Source organism: Telluria sp. ZB4P36 (genome assembly GCF_059685865.1).
Window position 1 is genome coordinate 335440 of the sequence record NZ_JCASIE010000002.1, and the last position, 16168, is coordinate 351607.

Annotated in this window: 16 protein-coding genes; 9 read left to right on the top strand and 7 right to left on the bottom strand. The window is 65.1% G+C overall.

Features of this window, described 5'->3' with window-relative positions:
- Positions 1-5: 5 nt before the first annotated feature.
- The 4 genes from acnA to ftsZ all read left to right on the top strand — a co-directional run bounded on the left by acnA (position 6) and on the right by ftsZ (position 4922).
- The gene (gene acnA, locus AC56LK_RS04225; RefSeq protein WP_497183316.1) at positions 6-2618 is read left to right on the top strand and encodes an aconitate hydratase AcnA; all 2613 of its coding nucleotides are present in this window, start codon (positions 6-8) and stop codon (positions 2616-2618) included.
- Positions 2615-3349 (top strand): ABC transporter substrate-binding protein, encoded by a 735-nt coding sequence (locus AC56LK_RS04230; protein ID WP_497183317.1) that lies wholly within the window; start codon positions 2615-2617, stop codon positions 3347-3349. Before acnA ends, AC56LK_RS04230 begins: the two co-directional genes overlap by 4 nt.
- Positions 3350-3423: 74 nt before the next feature.
- Positions 3424-3723, top strand: coding sequence for a winged helix DNA-binding protein (locus AC56LK_RS04235; RefSeq protein WP_497183318.1), 300 nt, complete (start codon positions 3424-3426; stop codon positions 3721-3723).
- Positions 3724-3794: 71 nt separating this feature from the next.
- The gene (gene ftsZ, locus AC56LK_RS04240; RefSeq protein WP_497183319.1) at positions 3795-4922 is read left to right on the top strand and encodes a cell division protein FtsZ; all 1128 of its coding nucleotides are present in this window, start codon (positions 3795-3797) and stop codon (positions 4920-4922) included.
- Positions 4923-5018: 96 nt separating this feature from the next.
- On the opposite strand, the gene guaA is transcribed toward ftsZ, so the two are convergent.
- Positions 5019-6629 (bottom strand): glutamine-hydrolyzing GMP synthase, encoded by a 1611-nt coding sequence (guaA, locus tag AC56LK_RS04245; protein ID WP_497183320.1) that lies wholly within the window; start codon positions 6627-6629, stop codon positions 5019-5021.
- Between the two features lie 72 nt (positions 6630-6701).
- Positions 6702-8162: an IMP dehydrogenase gene (guaB, locus tag AC56LK_RS04250; protein WP_497183321.1), complete on the bottom strand. Its 1461-nt coding sequence runs from the start codon at positions 8160-8162 to the stop codon at positions 6702-6704.
- 159 nt (positions 8163-8321) lie between these two features.
- Between guaB and AC56LK_RS04255 the strand changes: the two genes are divergently transcribed.
- The gene (locus AC56LK_RS04255; RefSeq protein WP_497183322.1) at positions 8322-8819 is read left to right on the top strand and encodes a DUF4124 domain-containing protein; all 498 of its coding nucleotides are present in this window, start codon (positions 8322-8324) and stop codon (positions 8817-8819) included.
- A 4-nt stretch (positions 8820-8823) separates the two neighbouring features.
- On the opposite strand, the gene AC56LK_RS04260 is transcribed toward AC56LK_RS04255, so the two are convergent.
- Entirely contained in the window at positions 8824-9912 is a 1089-nt protein-coding gene (locus tag AC56LK_RS04260; protein WP_497183323.1) for a GGDEF domain-containing protein, read from the bottom strand.
- Here AC56LK_RS04260 and AC56LK_RS04265 point away from each other — a divergent pair.
- The gene (locus AC56LK_RS04265) at positions 9911-10075 is read left to right on the top strand and encodes a hypothetical protein (RefSeq protein ID WP_497183324.1); all 165 of its coding nucleotides are present in this window, start codon (positions 9911-9913) and stop codon (positions 10073-10075) included. The two genes, AC56LK_RS04260 and AC56LK_RS04265, sit on opposite strands and share 2 nt — an antisense overlap.
- Before the next feature lie 57 nt (positions 10076-10132).
- On the opposite strand, the gene AC56LK_RS04270 is transcribed toward AC56LK_RS04265, so the two are convergent.
- Together AC56LK_RS04270 and AC56LK_RS04275 are read right to left on the bottom strand one after the other, a co-directional pair.
- Positions 10133-10423, bottom strand: coding sequence for an RnfH family protein (locus AC56LK_RS04270; RefSeq protein WP_497183325.1), 291 nt, complete (start codon positions 10421-10423; stop codon positions 10133-10135).
- Between the two features lie 4 nt (positions 10424-10427).
- Positions 10428-10859 (bottom strand): type II toxin-antitoxin system RatA family toxin, encoded by a 432-nt coding sequence (locus tag AC56LK_RS04275; RefSeq protein WP_497183326.1) that lies wholly within the window; start codon positions 10857-10859, stop codon positions 10428-10430.
- A gap of 96 nt (positions 10860-10955) precedes the next feature.
- Between AC56LK_RS04275 and smpB the strand changes: the two genes are divergently transcribed.
- Positions 10956-11405: an SsrA-binding protein SmpB gene (gene smpB, locus AC56LK_RS04280; protein ID WP_497183327.1), complete on the top strand. Its 450-nt coding sequence runs from the start codon at positions 10956-10958 to the stop codon at positions 11403-11405.
- A 25-nt stretch (positions 11406-11430) separates the two neighbouring features.
- Here the strand turns inward: smpB and AC56LK_RS04285 are convergent, their stop codons facing one another.
- Together AC56LK_RS04285 and lepB are read right to left on the bottom strand one after the other, a co-directional pair.
- Positions 11431-12612, bottom strand: coding sequence for a multidrug effflux MFS transporter (locus tag AC56LK_RS04285; protein ID WP_497183328.1), 1182 nt, complete (start codon positions 12610-12612; stop codon positions 11431-11433).
- A gap of 110 nt (positions 12613-12722) precedes the next feature.
- The gene (gene lepB, locus AC56LK_RS04290) at positions 12723-13388 is read right to left on the bottom strand and encodes a signal peptidase I (protein ID WP_497183329.1); all 666 of its coding nucleotides are present in this window, start codon (positions 13386-13388) and stop codon (positions 12723-12725) included.
- Positions 13389-13538: 150 nt separating this feature from the next.
- Here lepB and ppk1 point away from each other — a divergent pair, with 150 nt between their 5' ends.
- Together ppk1 and AC56LK_RS04300 are read left to right on the top strand one after the other, a co-directional pair.
- Positions 13539-15695: a polyphosphate kinase 1 gene (gene ppk1 / locus AC56LK_RS04295; RefSeq protein ID WP_497183330.1), complete on the top strand. Its 2157-nt coding sequence runs from the start codon at positions 13539-13541 to the stop codon at positions 15693-15695.
- Positions 15661-16137, top strand: a complete 477-nt coding sequence (locus AC56LK_RS04300) for a SixA phosphatase family protein (protein ID WP_497183331.1) — start codon at positions 15661-15663, stop codon at positions 16135-16137. The genes ppk1 and AC56LK_RS04300 overlap by 35 nt, the downstream gene beginning before the upstream one ends.
- The last annotated feature ends 31 nt before the right edge of the window (positions 16138-16168 follow it).

A 16168-nucleotide genomic window follows, 5' to 3' on the forward strand; every position in this document is an offset into this window, starting at 1 on the left:
ACGTGATGGACAAGCTTTCAGCCCTGCAGCCGGCCTACCTCGAGCACGCCGGCCAGGCGCACCGCCTGGTCGATCTGCCAGCCCTTTTCGGCCAGCGCCTGCTACGCCTTCCGGTCGTACTTCGGCTTCTGCTGGAGAACGTCCTCCGGAACAGTCCTGACGACGAGCGCCAGGCGGGTGTGGACGCGGTATTCGGATGGCTCGAGCGTGGCACGAGCGATGCGGAGATCGCGTTCCAGCCGGGGCGCGTGCTGATGCACGACACCACCAGCACGCCCGCGCTGGTGGACATCGCGGCCATGCGCGATGCGCTCGATGAGGCGGGGTGGGATCCTGCCCTGCTGAATCCCGGACTGCCGGTCGACATTTCGGTCGACCACTCACTGGCAGTGGAGTTCTTCGGGCAGCGCGACGCGCTTGAACGCAACCTGGAGTGGGAAATGCGCCGCAACCGCGAGCGCTATACTTTCCTGCGCTGGGCGTCCAAGGTCATGCAAGGCGTGCGCATCCACCCGCCAGGCACGGGCATCATGCACACGATCAACCTGGAGCAACTGGCAAGCGTCGTGAGCACTGAACACCGCGGCGGTGAACGCTGGGTGGTGCCGGATACGATGATCGGTACCGACAGCCACACTCCGATGATCAACGGCATTGGCGTGCTGGGCTGGGGTGTCGGCGGCCTGGAAGCGCAGACGGTGATGTTCGGGATGCCGACCATGCTGCGCGTACCCGATGTCATCGGCGTGCGCCTGAGCGGTCGCCTGCAGGCCGGCGCGCTGGCGACCGACCTGGCGCTGACCGTCACCCAGCGCCTGCGCGCCATCGGCGTCTCCGGGGAATTCGTGGAATTCTTCGGCCCCGGCGCATCGACCCTGAAGGCCGGCGAACGCGCCGTGGTCGCCAACATGGCGCCGGAATACGGCGCCACGACCGGCTTCTTCCCGATCGACCAGCACACGCTCGCCTACCTTGATCAGACCGGCCGGCCCGCCAAACAGCGCAGCCTGGTCGAAGCCTATGCCCGCCGCAACGCCTTCTGGTTCGATCCGGCGGCGGAGCCGCGCTACACGCGGACGATCGAGATCGACCTGGATCGGGTGGCCATCCATGTCGCCGGGCCGAAGCGCCCGCAAGACCTGCTTGCCTATACGGAGACCGCGGCCACACTCGACTCGCTCGCCTTCCGGCCGGCCGCTGCCAGTGCCATGCTGCCACGCCATCCGGTCGTCATCGCAGCCATCACGAGTTGCACCAATACCTCCGATCCGGCACTGCTGGTGGCAGCCGGCCTGGTGGCGCGCCGCGCGCGCCAGCTCGGCCTCTCCGTGCCGGCCTGGGTCAAGACCTCGCTCGGACCGGGTTCGCCAGCCGCGGCCGCCTATCTCGGGCGCGCCGGACTGCTCGACGACCTGTCCGCCGTCGGCTTCGACATCGTCGGCTACGGCTGCACGACCTGCATCGGCAACTCCGGCGCGCTGACCGAGCCGATACAGCAAGCCATGGCGCGCGGCGAGATCAAGCCGGTCGCCGTGCTCTCGGGTAATCGCAATTTCCCGGGACGGGTCCATCCCGACCTCGACCTCGGCTTCCTGATGTCCCCGCCACTTGTCATTGCCTTCGCCCTGGCCGGTAATGCGGAACTCGACCTTAGCCGCGATCCTGTCCAGGTGACTGCGGACGGCAAAGCGATTTACCTGCGGGACCTGTGGCCCGGCCGGGACGAAGTCGAGCAGCTGGTCCGGCAGGGGCTGAATGCGGACGACTTTCCACGAGCCTTCGCACGCGCCAGCTTGAATCCGGACTGGCATAGCCTGAAGGTGCCGGATACCGCCTTGTTCCCATGGGATCCCGCATCGACCGCGCTGCGCCGGCCGCCGTTTGCTTCGCTGTCGGAGCGCAGCCAGCTCGGGCACTACACCGCCTACCCGCTGCTGGTGCTCGGCGACGACATCACGACCGACCACATCTCGCCGGCCAGCGCCATCCCGAAAGACAGCTTCGTGGCCGACTTCCTGGTCGAACGGGGCGATGACCGCGATGACCTGAACGTGTTTGCTTCGCGGCGTGGCAACTGGGAGGTCATGGTTCGCGCGGCCTTCTACAGCAAGTCCCTGCGCAATTTGCTGCTTCCATCGGCACCAGTGGGACATACGCTGCACGTTCCGAGCGGTGAGGTCGCGCCCATCTTCGAGGTGGCACAACGCTACCGCGACGAAGGACTGCCGGTCGTGCTGGTCGCCGGGGAACGCTACGGCACAGGTTCCTCGCGCGACTGGGCGGCCAAGGGCCAGCGCCTGCTCGGCGTGCGCGCGGTGCTGGCGCTGAGCTTCGAACGCATTCACCGCTCGAACCTGATCGGCATGGGCATCCTGCCGCTGCGCCTGCCTGCGGGGCTGCAGCTTGCTCCTGGGGATCGCATCGAGATCGATGCCCGGCCGGATGCCCTCCAGCCGCGCTGCCGGATTCCGGTGCGTGTCCACCGTGCCGACGGCAAGGTGGAGATGTTCGATGCCGTCGCTGCGGTGGAAACCCGGCTGGAAATCGACTTGCTGAGGCATGGCGGCGTGATCCCGTACATCCTGCAGAAGACGATCGCGGATCAAGGCAAGCCATGAAGTTGAGCACTGCCATCCGTTCCGCCTTCACGCCAAACGGCACGCTGCGCGCCTCGATCAACCTGGGCAACCCGATCCTTGCCTATCGCGACGCAAGCGGAGAGGCTTGCGGCGTATCCGTCGACCTTGCGACCGAGTTCGCCAGATTGCTCGGTGCGGAACTGGAACTGGTGGTGGTGGATGCCGCCGGCAAGTCCGTAGAGGTGGTGGTCGGCGAACAGGCCGACATCGGCTTTTTTGCTATCGATCCGCTACGGGGCGAACATATCGCCTTCACGGCGCCTTATGTGCTGATCGAAGGCTGCTATCTGGTCAAGGACGAGTCGCCGATCCGCAGCAAGGAACAAGTCGACGATGCGGGCAACCGGGTTGTCGTTGGCAAGGGCAGTGCTTACGATCTTTACCTGAGCCGCAGCCTCCACCATGCGCACATCCTGCGCGCGCCGACGTCACCCACGGTCGTCGATACCTTCCTTGAAGAAGGTGCGGAAGTCGCGGCCGGTGTCAGGCAACAGCTCGAAGCGGACGCACGGCGGTTTGGAGGCATGCGCTTGCTGGACGGACGATTCATGGTGATCCAGCAGGCCATGGGGACACCCAGGAGCCGGGGTACGGAAGCCGCTTCCTTCCTTGCGGCGTTCGTCGAGCGCATGAAGGAAAGCGGCTTTGTCGCCGCCGCACTGGCACGACACAAGATCGAAGGCGCCTCGGTAGCGCCGGCTGCAGGCTGACAGGGCCGATAGCATGCGCTGATGCAGCGTCACGAATTCTCCAGTACACGAGATACTCGATCGCTTGAGGACTTATGGCAAAAGACCGCCGCCACATTGGCACCCAACTATCCTTCGCACTGTATGGCGCCGCGAACCGCACGGTACGCCAGCACAAGCTCTTCCGCGAGCCTCTGGGCCTGGCCTTCCCGCAGTACCTGGTGGTCCTGGAACTGCTGGACGGTGCGCCGGTGTCCGTCGGGGTTCTCGGCGCCCGGCTCGGCGCTGCCTGCATTTTGCAACGATTGCACGGGCTCTTACAAATGGTTTCGTTTGAAACGTTTACATGCTTTCGCGTGCGCGGCTCAGCAAGTAGTCTAATGGGCTCGGCATAGCGGGCGCGCGCTGCGGCAAGTTCGCTGCCGATGCGCGCGGCCGATTGCTATTTCTTCAAACGGAGTTTTCCTTGTCCGAATCAAAAGTTCCCCATCCGGAGACGGTCATCAAAATCATCGGTGTCGGCGGCGCCGGCGGCAACGCAGTCAACCATATGGCATCGTCTGGACCGCCCTCCTTCGAATTCATTTGCGCGAATACGGACGTGCAAGCCCTGTCGAATACCCATACCGAACAACGCATTCAGCTTGGCGAGAGCGGTCTTGGCGCCGGCAGCGACCCGATGGTCGGACGCGAAAGCGCGATCCGTGAACGCAACCTCATCGCCGAGGCGCTCAAGGGCGCCGACATGGTATTCATTACCGCGGGCATGGGAGGCGGCACCGGCACAGGCGCCGCCCCTGTGGTCGCCGAAGTAGCGCGCGAGCTGGGGATCCTGACTCTCGGCGTGGTGTCGAAACCCTTCGAATTCGAAGGTCCGCGCCGTATGCGCGTGGCCGAGGAAGGAATCGCGACGCTGGCACGGTGCGTCGACTCGCTCATCATTGTCCTCAACAGTCGCCTCGAGGAAGTTCTCGGTGACGATGTCACGCAAAAACAGGCGTTTGCCGCCGCCGACGAGGTGTTGAGCAAGGCGGTGACCGGCATCGCGGACATCATCGCCGTGCCGGGGATGATCAACGTCGATTTCGAGGACGTCCGCACCGTGATGCGCCAAACCGGCATGGCGATGATGGGCACTGCCCAACATGCCGGCGACGACCGTGCCGTCAAGGCGTCCGAGGAGGCAATCGCGTGTCCGCTGCTCGATGGCGCGAACCTGCGCTCCGCGCGCGGGGTGCTGGTCAACATCGCCGCATCCGAGGAAACGCTGAAACTGCGCGAAACCAAGCTCGTCATGAACACGATCTGCGCACAAACGAACGAAGACGCCGTCATCAAATTCGGTGCGGTCTTCGACGATACACTGGGCGACGCCATGCGCGTGACAGTGGTCGCCACAGGCTTGAACCGGCCCAGCGACTTCGCGCTTGGTACGAGACGGTCGTCGATTTCGCGCCCGAGTGCCCAGCCACACGCGGTCCTGCGTCAGACTGCGGTACATGCGCAAGTCCGCTCGCCGTCGGCCCAGCAGGGGATGCGGACTGTACCCATGTCGCGCCAGTCCGCTTCGGGGTCCGGCGAGGATTCCCAGTAACACTGGCGAGCTTGCTCAACAAAAAGGCTGCTGATCATAAAGATGATCAGCAGCCTTTGCGGTACCTGTCGAGTTCAGTTATTTACTGAATTCACGTCACTCCCACTCGATCGTCGCCGGCGGCTTGCCGGAGATGTCATACACCACCCGGTTCAGCCCGCGCACTTCATTGATAATCCGGTTCGACACCTTGCCCAGCAGCGAATGCGGCAAATGCGCCCACTGCGCCGTCATGAAGTCCAGGGTCTGCACCGCGCGCAGCGCCACCACGTATTCGTAGGTGCGGCCGTCGCCCATCACCCCCACCGACTTCACCGGCAGGAACACGGCAAACGCCTGGCTGGTCGCCTCATACCAGTTCACCGGCGCCTTGCCCGGATCGATCCCGGCAACAGCCGGCAGCTCGAACGGCGTATTGCGCAGCTCTTCGATGAAGATCGCATCCGCTTCGCGCAGCAGGTCGGCGTATTCCTTCTTGACCTCGCCCAGGATGCGCACGCCCAGGCCCGGGCCCGGGAAGGGGTGACGGTAGACCATGTCGTGCGGCAGGCCGAGCGCAACGCCGAGTTTACGCACCTCGTCCTTGAACAGCTCGCGCAGCGGCTCGAGCAGTTTCAGGTTCAGGGTTTCCGGCAGGCCGCCCACGTTGTGGTGGCTCTTGATGGTCTGGCCCTTCTTGCCCTTGCCGGCCGATTCGATCACGTCCGGATAGATCGTGCCCTGCGCCAGCCACTTCGCATTGGTCAGCTTGCCGGCCTCGACCTGGAACACCTCGACGAATTCGCGGCCGATGATCTTGCGCTTCTGCTCGGGATCGGTGACGCCGGCCAGGTGGCCCATGAACTGGTCTTCGGCATCGATGCGCAGCACCTTGACGCCCAGGTTCTTCGAGAACATGTCCATGACCATCTTGCCCTCGTTCTTGCGCAGCAGGCCGTGGTCGACGAAGACGCAGGTCAGCTGGTCGCCGATGGCGCGGTGGATCAGGGCCGCGGCCACGCTCGAGTCGACGCCGCCCGACAGGCCCAGGATCACCTCATCGGTGCCGACCTGCTCGCGGATCTTCTGGACCGCTTCGCCGATGTAGTCGGGCATGTTCCAGTCCGACTTGCAGCCGCAGATCTCGTGCACGAAGCGGCCGATGATGGCCTCGCCTTGCGTGGTGTGGGTGACTTCCGGGTGGAACTGCAGCGCGTAGAAACGGCGCTCTTCGTCGGCCATGGCGGCGATCGGGCAGCTGTCCGTCGAACCCATCAGCTTGAAGCCCGGCGGCATGTCCAGCACCTTGTCGCCGTGGCTCATCCAGACGCGCAGCATGCCGTGGCCTTCGTCGGTGACGAAGTCGTTGATGCCCTTGAACAGCGCGGTATGGCCGCGGGCACGCACTTCGGCGTAGCCGAATTCGCGCACTTTGCCGTTCTCGACCTTGCCGCCCAGCTGGGCCGCCATGGTCTGCATGCCATAGCAGATGCCGAGCACCGGCACGCCGGCTTCGAATGCGGCCTGCGGGGCGCGCGGCGAATCGCCTTCGAGCGTCGAGTTGTGGCTGCCCGACAGGATGATGCCGGAGGCGCCGTAGTTGCGCACGAACTCGTCGCTGACGTCATACGGATAGACTTCGGAAAACACACCGGCATCGCGCACGCGGCGCGCGATCAGCTGGGTAACCTGGGAACCGAAATCGAGGATGAGGATTTTTGAATGCATGTGGAGGGCAAGGATAGTCGATGAATCGGGTAATGCAAAAACGCGGCCCTCGGGCCGCGTTTCCTGGATGTGTTACTCGGAACGGTAGTTCGGAGCTTCCTTGGTGATCTGCACGTCGTGCACGTGCGATTCGCGCATGCCGGCCGAGGTGATCTCGACGAACTCGGCTTTCTCGCGCAGTTCTTCGATGGTGGCGCAGCCGCAGTAGCCCATCGACTGGCGCACGCCGCCGACCAGCTGGAAGATGATCGCCAGCACGCTGCCCTTGTAGGCGACGCGGCCTTCGATGCCTTCCGGGACGAACTTGTCGGCCTTGCTCGAAGCTTCCTGGAAGTAGCGGTCGGCCGAGCCTTCGGCCATCGCGCCCAGGCTGCCCATCCCGCGGTAGGACTTGTAGCTGCGGCCCTGGTACAGGATCACTTCGCCCGGCGCTTCTTCGGTGCCGGCGAACATGCTGCCCATCATGACGGTGTGTGCGCCTGCTGCCAGTGCCTTCGAGATGTCGCCCGAGAAGCGGATGCCGCCGTCGGCGATGCAGGGCACGCCGGTGCCTTCCAGCGCCTTGGCCACGTTCGAGATCGCGGTGATCTGCGGCACGCCCACGCCGGCCACGATGCGGGTGGTGCAGATCGAGCCCGGGCCGATGCCGACCTTGACCGCGTCCGCGCCGTACTCGACCAGCGCCTTGGCGGCCGCTGCGGTGGCGATGTTGCCGCCGATGACATCGACGTGCGGGTAACGGTCCTTGATCCATTTCACGCGGTCGAGGATGCCCTGCGAGTGGCCGTGGGCGGTGTCGACCACCAGCACGTCCACGCCGGCCGCGACCAGCAGCTCGATGCGCTCTTCGTCGCGTGCGCCCACGCCCACGGCAGCGCCCACGATCAGCTTGCCCTGCGAGTCTTTCGAGGCCAGCGGGTGCTCGTGGGATTTCTGGATGTCCTTGACGGTGATGAGGCCGCGCAGCTCGAAGGCGTCGTTGACGACCAGCACGCGCTCGAGACGGTGCTTGTTCATCAGGCGCTTGGCTTCGTTGGTGTCCGCGTCTTCATTGACGTATACCAGCTTCTCGCGCGGGGTCATCTTGGCGCGGGCTTCCGCGTCCAGGTCTTCTTCGAAGCGCAGGTCGCGGTTGGTGATGATGCCGACCACCTGCTTGCCCTCGACCACCGGGAAGCCGCTGATGCCGTGCTGCTGGGACAGGGCCAGCACTTCACGGATCTTCATGGTCGGAGGAACCGTGATCGGGTCGCGCAGCACGCCCGCTTCGAAACGCTTGACGCGCGCTACCTCACGGGCCTGGTCGCTTGGCCTCAGGTTCTTGTGGATGATGCCGATGCCGCCCTCCTGAGCCATCGCGATCGCCAGACGTGCTTCGGTCACGGTGTCCATCGCAGCCGACAGCAGCGGGATATTCAGCGTGATATTCCGGGTCAGTTTGGTGCGAAGGGAAGTTTCGGCCGGAAGAACATTGGAGTAGGCCGGGACGAGCAGCACATCATCGAACGTGAGTGCTTTTTGGAGTAGACGCATAGCATTTTCCTATAGGCGCAAAAGTGAATTATACAGAATGTAGAAAAGACTGTCGCAGCCATGCCTAAAAATGCCCTTTCTTGGCTTTTCGGAAGAGTCGACGATTGACAGCGCGGGGGAAGCATGGCGAAATCTGTTTGTTACCCAAGGAAAACATTTATGCCGCGTCCAACCTCTGCTCTCCACATGCTTGCCGCCTGCACCCTGCTGCTGGGCAGCAGCCTGGCCCATGCCCAATATTCGTGGATCGACGAGAAAGGCGTGCGCCAGTTCTCCGACCGCCCGCCTCCACCCTCGACGCCGGCGCACAAGGTCCTGAAGGCGCCGGGCCGCACGGCAACCCAGCCTGTGCCTGCGCCTTCGCCGCAAGGCGCGGCCGCGCCAACCAGGGGGCCAAAGACCCTGGCGCAGCGCGAAGAGGAATACCGCGCGCGCACGAAGATGCGTGAAGAACAGGATAAAAAGGACGCCGCCGAGGCGCAGCGCCGGCGCGACCTCGCCATGCACTGCAAGGACGCACGCGAGATGCGCGCCCAGATGCAGTCCGACGTCCGCATCGTGAAGTTCGATGAGAAGGGCGAGCGCGGCTATATGACGGACGAAGAACGGGCTGCCCAGTTGGCCCGGGTCAACAAGGCCCTGGCGCAGTGCCGCTAGCGGGTCAGGGCCGCAGCCGGATGACCTTGGCGCCGCCAGCACGCGCCGAGATGTCGGGCGCCGTTCGCGGCGCGCACTCTACCCGGTTACGCCCGCCAGCCTTGGCGGCATACAGGGCCGCGTCGGCGCGGCCCATCAGCCCGGCGAAATCCTCCCCCTTCTCCAGCATGGCCAGGCCGATGCTGACGGTGTAGGCGGCGCCGGGCTTCCCCTGCGCCGGACGGTCGAGGGCGGCGCGCAGGCGCTCCGCGACGCTGCGGGCCGTCTCGAAGCCGGCGTCCGGCAGCAGTACCCCGAATTCCTCGCCCCCGAGCCGGGCATGGTAGTCGATCCTGCGCACCACACCCTGGATGCGCCTGACGATGTCGCGCAAGACCTCGTCGCCGACGCCGTGTCCGTAAGTGTCGTTGATGCGCTTGAAGTGGTCGGCGTCGAGCAGCAGCAATCCCAGTCCGCTGCCGTGCCGCCGGGCGCGTGCCAGCTCGCGCCCGGCGACCTCGTGGAAGGCCCGGCGCGAGGGCGCGCCGGTCAAGTGATCATGCTCGGCGGCATACGCGGTCTCGGTGAGCACGCGCGCATTGGCCAGCATCACCGCGCCCAGGCTCAGGGTCGGCAAGGCCAGCGTGCCGATCGTGAAGAAGACCAGGTTGGCCAGCATCGGATCGAGCAGCGCGGCCGGCGCGTAGGCATCGAGCGCATAGAAGGCGCCACGGCCGGCAAGGCCCAGGCCCAGCAGGAGTGCCGCAGTGCGGGTGAAGGCGTTCGGATAGCGCAGGCGCCCGTCGGCAACCTTGGGCAGGCTGGCATGCAGGCCGAAACAGATGGCCGCGTGGTAGGCCGACATCGCGACGACCCGCAGGGCCAGCGATTCATGAATATAGTGGAAGACCATCACGCCGGCAAAGGCGGCCAGGCTGCCGGCCGCCAGCAGGCGCCAGGGCACCGGCAAACCGAGATAGCGGCGGAAACCCGCATACATCAGGCTGGCGGTCATCAGGAGCAGCGCATTGGCGACTTCGATGCTGAGGAAATCGTGCACCGCGCCGCGCGCGGCGAACAGGAGCAGCGCGATCACGGCGATGCCGTTGGCCATGCCCCATTCCCTGATGCCCGCCACCCTGCTGCCGGCCAGCGAAGTCAGGACCAGCAACATGACCACGGACAAGGCGGTGGTGACCAATAACAGGCTTACGGTGATCAGCATGGGACAGGCGGCGGACGATGAGGAAGGCCTCGGGCTGGAGGCGGCACCATGATACCGCGAAGCGCGCCCTTAGATTTGCTCGGTCGGAATTTTACAACTGGGCAAAATGTTAAGCACCGGCCTCGCGCTTGGCGGCGCGCTTGCGGCGCGAATCCTTGGGATCGGCTACCAGCGGGCGGTAGATCTCGATGCGGTCGCGCTCGCGCAGCACGGTTTCGAGCGTCTTCTTCTTCGCGTAGATGCCCACCGGCTGGGTCGTCAAGTTGATGTCAGGAAAGGCTTCCAGCACGCCGCTCATCTCGATCGCCTGGCCGATCGTGGTGCCCGGCGCGACTTTCATCGTGCGCAGGAACTCGGCGCGCGCGCTGGCGTAGCACACGTACACCTGAAGCTCAGCCAATGCATCATCCATACACCGCCTCGGCGCGCTTGCTGAAGGAATCGACCATGGTGTTGGCGATCATGCCGAACACCGGGCCGATGATCTGTTCCAGGATGATGCTGGAGAACTCGTAGTGCATGTCGAGGTCCACCTTGCAGGCGTCGGCGCGCAGGGGCTTGAAGGTCCAGGTGCCCTCGAGCAGCTTGAACGGGCCGTCGACCAGGTGCATCTTCATCTGGGTGGGGCGGAGGTTGTGGTTCGAGGTGGTAAAGCTCTGCTTCACGCCGTGGAAATTGATCTGCAGGCTGGCCACCAGCTTGTCATCGCTGCGCTCGAGCACTTTTACACCGCCGCACCAGGGCAGGAATTTGGGATAGTCCTCGACTTTGGCGACGAGGTCGAACATCTGTTCGGTGCTATAGCCAAGAAAAACTGATTTGTGCACTACTGCCATTGGTCAACCGTTTGTTATGATGTTGGACGAGTTGTATTTTGCGCCACAGTGGCGCCGCAGCAGTAGTTTAACCGAGACGCGGATTCTCGCTATTTCATGAGTATCGTTGACAATAAAAAAGCTTTTTTCGACTACTTCATCGAGGACCGGTATGAAGCCGGCATCGTGCTGGAAGGGTGGGAGGTCAAGGCCATCCGCGAAGGCAAGGTACAGATCAAGGAAGCCTATGTGGTCGTCCGCAGCGGCGAGCTGTTCCTGTTCGGCGCCCACATCAGCGCGCTGACCACGACATCCTCCTTCAGCCACCCCGAGGCCCTGCGCACCCGCAAGCTGCTGCTGCACCGCGCCGAGGTAGACAAGCTGGTCGGCAAGGTCGAGCGCGCCGGCTACACGCTGCTGCCGCTGAACCTGCACTTCAAGGGCGGCCGCGTGAAGTGCGAGATCGGCCTGGCCAAGGGCAAGAAGCAGCACGACAAGCGCGCCACCGAAAAGGACCGCGACGCCAAGCGCGAAGTCGCTTCGGCGATGAAGCAGCACCGCCGCTGAGGGCAGGGGCGCTGCCGCCCTGCCCTCAGGCGGCCGGCGCCGCGAAGCGCCGGCTCAGGCGCCACATGAGGAAACTCAGCACGCAGCCGATCGCGGCGCCGCAGGCCAGCTTCAAGGCGCTGCCGAACAGCAGCGGCGCCACCAGCCCCGACACCAGGGCGAAGGACATCATCTGGATGAAGCCGACCATCGAGGCCGCCAGTCCGCGGTTGTCCGGGAACAGGCCCATGGCCGACAGCTGGATGCCCGGCATGGCCACGGCCAGGCCGAAGGTGAACACGGCCAGCGGCAGCACCGCCCAGGGCACGCTGGCCGGGAACAGCGCGTTGTAGCCCACGTTCAATATCGAGGCCACGGCCATCACGGCATAGCCGATCCACAGCAGGCGTCCCGGCGGCGCCTTGGCGGCGCGCTTGCCGCCCCAGGCCGAACCCACCACCATGCCGCCGATCAGCGGGATGAACATCCAGGCAAAAGCGGTCTCCGGCAGGCCCAGGATCTCCATCACGAAGTTGGCGGCCGAACCGATGTACAGCGAGAGGCCGCCGAACACCAGGCCGAGCGCCAGCGCCAGCGTGACGAACTGGGGATTGCGCAGCACCATCAGGTAGTTGCGCGCGATGGTCACCGGATGGAACACCTGGCGCTTCTCGCGCGGCAGGCTTTCCGGCAGCGTGCGCAGCACCAGCACGATCATGGCGGCGCCGAACAGGGCCAGGAAGACGAAGGTCGAACGCCAGCCGAAGCTGACGTGCAGCCAGCCGCCCAGCACCGGGGCGATGGCCGGCGCCAGGCCGAACACCATCATGATGTGCGACATCATCTTCTGGGCCTGGGCCCCGGAGAAGCGGTCCTGCACGATGGCCTGGCCGATCACCGAGCCGGCGCCCGCCGCCAGGCCCTGGACGGCGCGGAAGAACAGCAGCCCGCCGAAGGTCGGCGCCCAGGCCGCGCCCAGCGAGGCGAGCGTGTACAGCGACAGTGCGCCCAGGATCACCGGGCGGCGGCCAAAGGAATCCGACAGCGTCCCGTAGAACAGCATCATGAAGGCGAAGGTGAACAGGAAGACGCTGAGCGTCTGCTGCACCGCCACCGGCCCGACCCCGAAGGCGACGCCGATGGCAGGCATCGACGGCAGGTAGGTATCGATTGCGAGGGCCCCGATCATGCCGAGGCAGGCGAGGATGATGGTGAGGAGTCGTTGCATGGCAGTGCCTTGATAATGAAACCGGCACTGCGACAGGCAGGCGTCCGGGGGACGGGATTGTACTGGATTTCACAGAAACAATTTTGACGCCCCCTCCACATGGCGGACGTTCAGCGCAGCGACATCCCGAAGCGTTCCGTGCGCGGCATCCAGTTGCCCTGGTAGTCGGCCGAGACCAGGATGCGCTCGGCGCGTCCGATCAGGAGGTGGCGCGGTACGAAGCCGATGTAGCGCGAATCGGCGCTGTCGTCGCGGTTGTCGCCCAACATCAGGTAGGCGTCCTGCGGCACCGTCACCGGCCCGAAGTCGCGCACCACCAGGCGCTGGGGGAGCACCTGGATGCGGTGGCGGCGGCCATCCACCACTTCGTCCATGCGCAGCGCTTCCATGCTGCCCTGCGGCGTCGATTCCTGCACCAGCTCCTGCACCGAATACTGCGACTCGACGCCGTTGATCACCAGGCGCTCGCTGCGCATCTCGACGCGGTCGCCCGGCAGGGCCAGCACGCGCTTGATCAGGCGGGTTCCGTCCTGCGGCGAGGCGAAGGTGACGACGTCGCCGCGCTGCGGCTCGCCGGTGCGCGCGATGACCACGTCGGTCAGCGGGACCTTGACGTTGTAGGCCAGGCGGTTAACGAAGACCACGTCGCCTTCCAGCAGGTTGGGCCGCATCGAACCCGAGGGAATCGGGTTCCAGTCGGCCACCGCGGTGCGGAAGACGCCGAACAAAAGCATGAACATCAGGAAACCCTTGTTGGCGCGCACGAACGCTTTCATCTGGCAGCTCTCCACTTGTTATGATAACGATGAGAACTTTATACGCGGTCAAGCTTTAGCCATGCTTAAAAGTCAACCGCTGCCCCCGCGTGTAACCACATTGTCATATTCGCCAACTACACTGCCTGCGCCGACACTACGACGCAGAACATGGATATGAAACATAAGGCCCTGGATCCCGAGGCCAGGAGCATGCCCGAAGGCGGCGCCTTTCTGAACCGCGAGCTGTCGCTGCTCGAGTTCAACCGGCGCGTGCTGGCCCAGGCCGAGGATCAGTCCGTTCCGCTGCTCGAGCGGCTGCGCTTCCTGACCATCGTCTCGGGCAATCTCGACGAATTCTTCGAGGTACGCGTGGCCAGCCTGCTGGCCCAGCACCAGATGGAGGCCGGCCACAACGGCATCCCGCACGCGCTGGCCACCACCCTGGAGCGCGCCAGCGCCGAATGCCGCCGCCTGATCGAGCGCCAGTACAAGCTGTTCAACACCGATATCCTGCCGCGCCTGTCCGAGAACGGCATCCACATGCTGCGCCGGAGCGAGCGCAATGCGGCGCAGCGCGCCTGGGTCAAGGCCTTCTTCGACAAGGAAGTCCGCCCGCTGCTGACGCCGATCGGCCTCGATCCGGCCCACCCCTTCCCGCGGGTGGTCAACAAGAGCCTGAACTTCATCGTCGAACTGGCCGGCAAGGACGCCTTCGGGCGCGGCACCGGCATCGCCATCATGAAGGCGCCGCGCGTGCTGCCGCGCGTGATCCGGCTGCCGGACGAACTCTCGGACAAGAAAGGCGCCTCCTACTGCCTGCTGTCCTCGGTGATCCAGGCCCACCTGGCCGACCTGTTCACCGGCCGCGAAGTGCTGTCCTACTCGCAGTTCCGGGTCACCCGCAACAGCGACCTGTGGGTGGACGAGGACGAGGTCAAGAACCTGCGCCAGGCCCTGCAGAGCGAACTCCACAGCCGCAACTACGGCTTCGCGGTGCGCCTCGAAGTGGGCCATGCCTGCCCGCCCCACCTCGCCAATTTTTTGCTGGACCAGTTCCAGATCGACCGTTCGCGGCTGTTCTCGGTCGACGGCCCCGTCAACCTGGGGCGCATGCTGGAAGTCGTCAACACCAACGACAGGTCGGCGCTCAAGTTCACTCCCTTCGTGCCGGGCTTCCCGCCCAAGCTGCTGGACCCCGACATCTTCGCCGCCCTGCGCAAGCAGGACGTGCTGCTGCACCATCCCTTCGAATCCTTCCAGCCGGTGATCGACTTCATCCAGGCGGCAGCCGTCGACCCCTGCGTGGCGGCGATCAAGCAGACGATCTACCGCGCCGGCATGAACTCCGACCTGATGGAGGCCCTGATCGGCGCCGCCCGGCGCGGCAAGGAAGTCACCGTCATCGTCGAACTGATGGCGCGCTTCGACGAGGAAGCGAATATCAACTGGGCCGAGCGCCTCGAGCAGGCCGGCGCCCAGGTGGTCTACGGCGTGGTCGGCCTCAAGACCCACGCGAAACTGGCGCTGGTGCTGCGCCGCGAAGAGAACGGCCTGCGCCGCTATGCCCACCTCGGCACCGGCAACTACAACTCGACCACGGCCAAGTTCTACACCGACTTCGGGCTGCTCACCAGCGACGACGAGATCACCGCCGACGTCAACGAGGTCTTCATCCACCTCACCAGCCTGACCCGCCCGAAACAGCTCACCAGCCTGTGGCTGGCGCCCTTCTCGCTGCAGAAGGAGATCGTGCGGGCCATCAAGGACGAGGCGGCGATCGCGCGCGCCAAACGGCCGGCGCGCATCATCGCGAAGATGAATTCCCTCACCGACGAATCGGTGATCAAGGCCTTGTACGAGGCCTCGGAAGCGGGCGTGCGCATCGACCTGATCGTGCGCGGCGCCTGCTCGCTGCGCCCCGGCGTGCCCGGCCTGAGCGAGAACATCAAGGTGCGCTCGATCGTCGGCCGCTTCCTCGAACATACACGCATCTTCTACTTCCGCAACGACCTGAAGCACGACATCTACCTCTCGAGTGCGGACTGGATGAACCGTAACCTGTTCCGCCGCGTCGAAGTGGCCTTCCCGATACGTTCGCCCGCGCTCAAGCGCCGCGTGCTGCGCGAAGGCCTGCATCCCTACCTGAAGGACAACGTCAACGCCTGGGAACTGGGCAGCGACGGCCACTACCGCCGCAAGAAAACCCGCGGCAGCCAGAAGGCCCTCAGCGCACAACAAGAACTCATGGAGACGCTCGGCGCGGGCTCCCATCCAGACAAGGAGAACGAGCATGGACCTGATCCTGTGGCGCCACGCCGAGGCTGAACCCCACGTCGCCGAAGGCGAGCATGCGCTCGACCTGAAGCGCGCCCTGACCCCGAAAGGCAAGCGCCACGCGGCGCGCGTCGGCGCCTGGCTGCACCGCCAGTTGCCGGACGACGTGCGGGTGCTGAGCAGCCCGGCGAAGCGCTGCGTCCAGACGGTCGAGGCCCTGGGCCGCAACTACAAATTGATCGAGGCGCTGTCCACCGATTCGTCGGCGGAAGCGATCCTGGAGGCTGCCGGCTGGCCGGACCACCGCCAGCCGGCGCTGATCGTCGGCCACCAGCCGCTGCTGGGCGAGGTGGCCTCGCTGGTGCTGGCGGGGCAGAAGATGGACTGGCGCATCCGCAAGGCCGGAGTGTTCTGGATCACCCACAAGGCCAGCGACGGCGCGCCCTACGTCAAGCTGGTCGTGGGGCCGGATTTCATCGGGCAGCTGCGCTAAGCTTCCAGCGACCGTACTTCGTTAGCCGTGA

Coding starts and splice junctions, on each gene's coding strand:
- AC56LK_RS04230 (WP_497183317.1), top strand. CDS start 2,615: ATGAAGTTGAGCACTGCCATCCGTTCCGCCTTCACGCCAAACGGCACG.
- guaB (WP_497183321.1), bottom strand. CDS start 8,162: ATGCGTCTACTCCAAAAAGCACTCACGTTCGATGATGTGCTGCTCGTC.
- AC56LK_RS04265 (WP_497183324.1), top strand. CDS start 9,911: ATGCCCCATTCCCTGATGCCCGCCACCCTGCTGCCGGCCAGCGAAGTC.
- AC56LK_RS04255 (WP_497183322.1), top strand. CDS start 8,322: ATGCCGCGTCCAACCTCTGCTCTCCACATGCTTGCCGCCTGCACCCTG.
- AC56LK_RS04260 (WP_497183323.1), bottom strand. CDS start 9,912: ATGGCCAACGGCATCGCCGTGATCGCGCTGCTCCTGTTCGCCGCGCGC.
- ppk1 (WP_497183330.1), top strand. CDS start 13,539: ATGGATATGAAACATAAGGCCCTGGATCCCGAGGCCAGGAGCATGCCC.
- guaA (WP_497183320.1), bottom strand. CDS start 6,629: ATGCATTCAAAAATCCTCATCCTCGATTTCGGTTCCCAGGTTACCCAG.
- smpB (WP_497183327.1), top strand. CDS start 10,956: ATGAGTATCGTTGACAATAAAAAAGCTTTTTTCGACTACTTCATCGAG.
- AC56LK_RS04275 (WP_497183326.1), bottom strand. CDS start 10,859: ATGGCAGTAGTGCACAAATCAGTTTTTCTTGGCTATAGCACCGAACAG.
- AC56LK_RS04235 (WP_497183318.1), top strand. CDS start 3,424: ATGGCAAAAGACCGCCGCCACATTGGCACCCAACTATCCTTCGCACTG.
- lepB (WP_497183329.1), bottom strand. CDS start 13,388: ATGAAAGCGTTCGTGCGCGCCAACAAGGGTTTCCTGATGTTCATGCTT.
- AC56LK_RS04300 (WP_497183331.1), top strand. CDS start 15,661: ATGGACCTGATCCTGTGGCGCCACGCCGAGGCTGAACCCCACGTCGCC.
- AC56LK_RS04285 (WP_497183328.1), bottom strand. CDS start 12,612: ATGCAACGACTCCTCACCATCATCCTCGCCTGCCTCGGCATGATCGGG.
- acnA (WP_497183316.1), top strand. CDS start 6: ATGGACAAGCTTTCAGCCCTGCAGCCGGCCTACCTCGAGCACGCCGGC.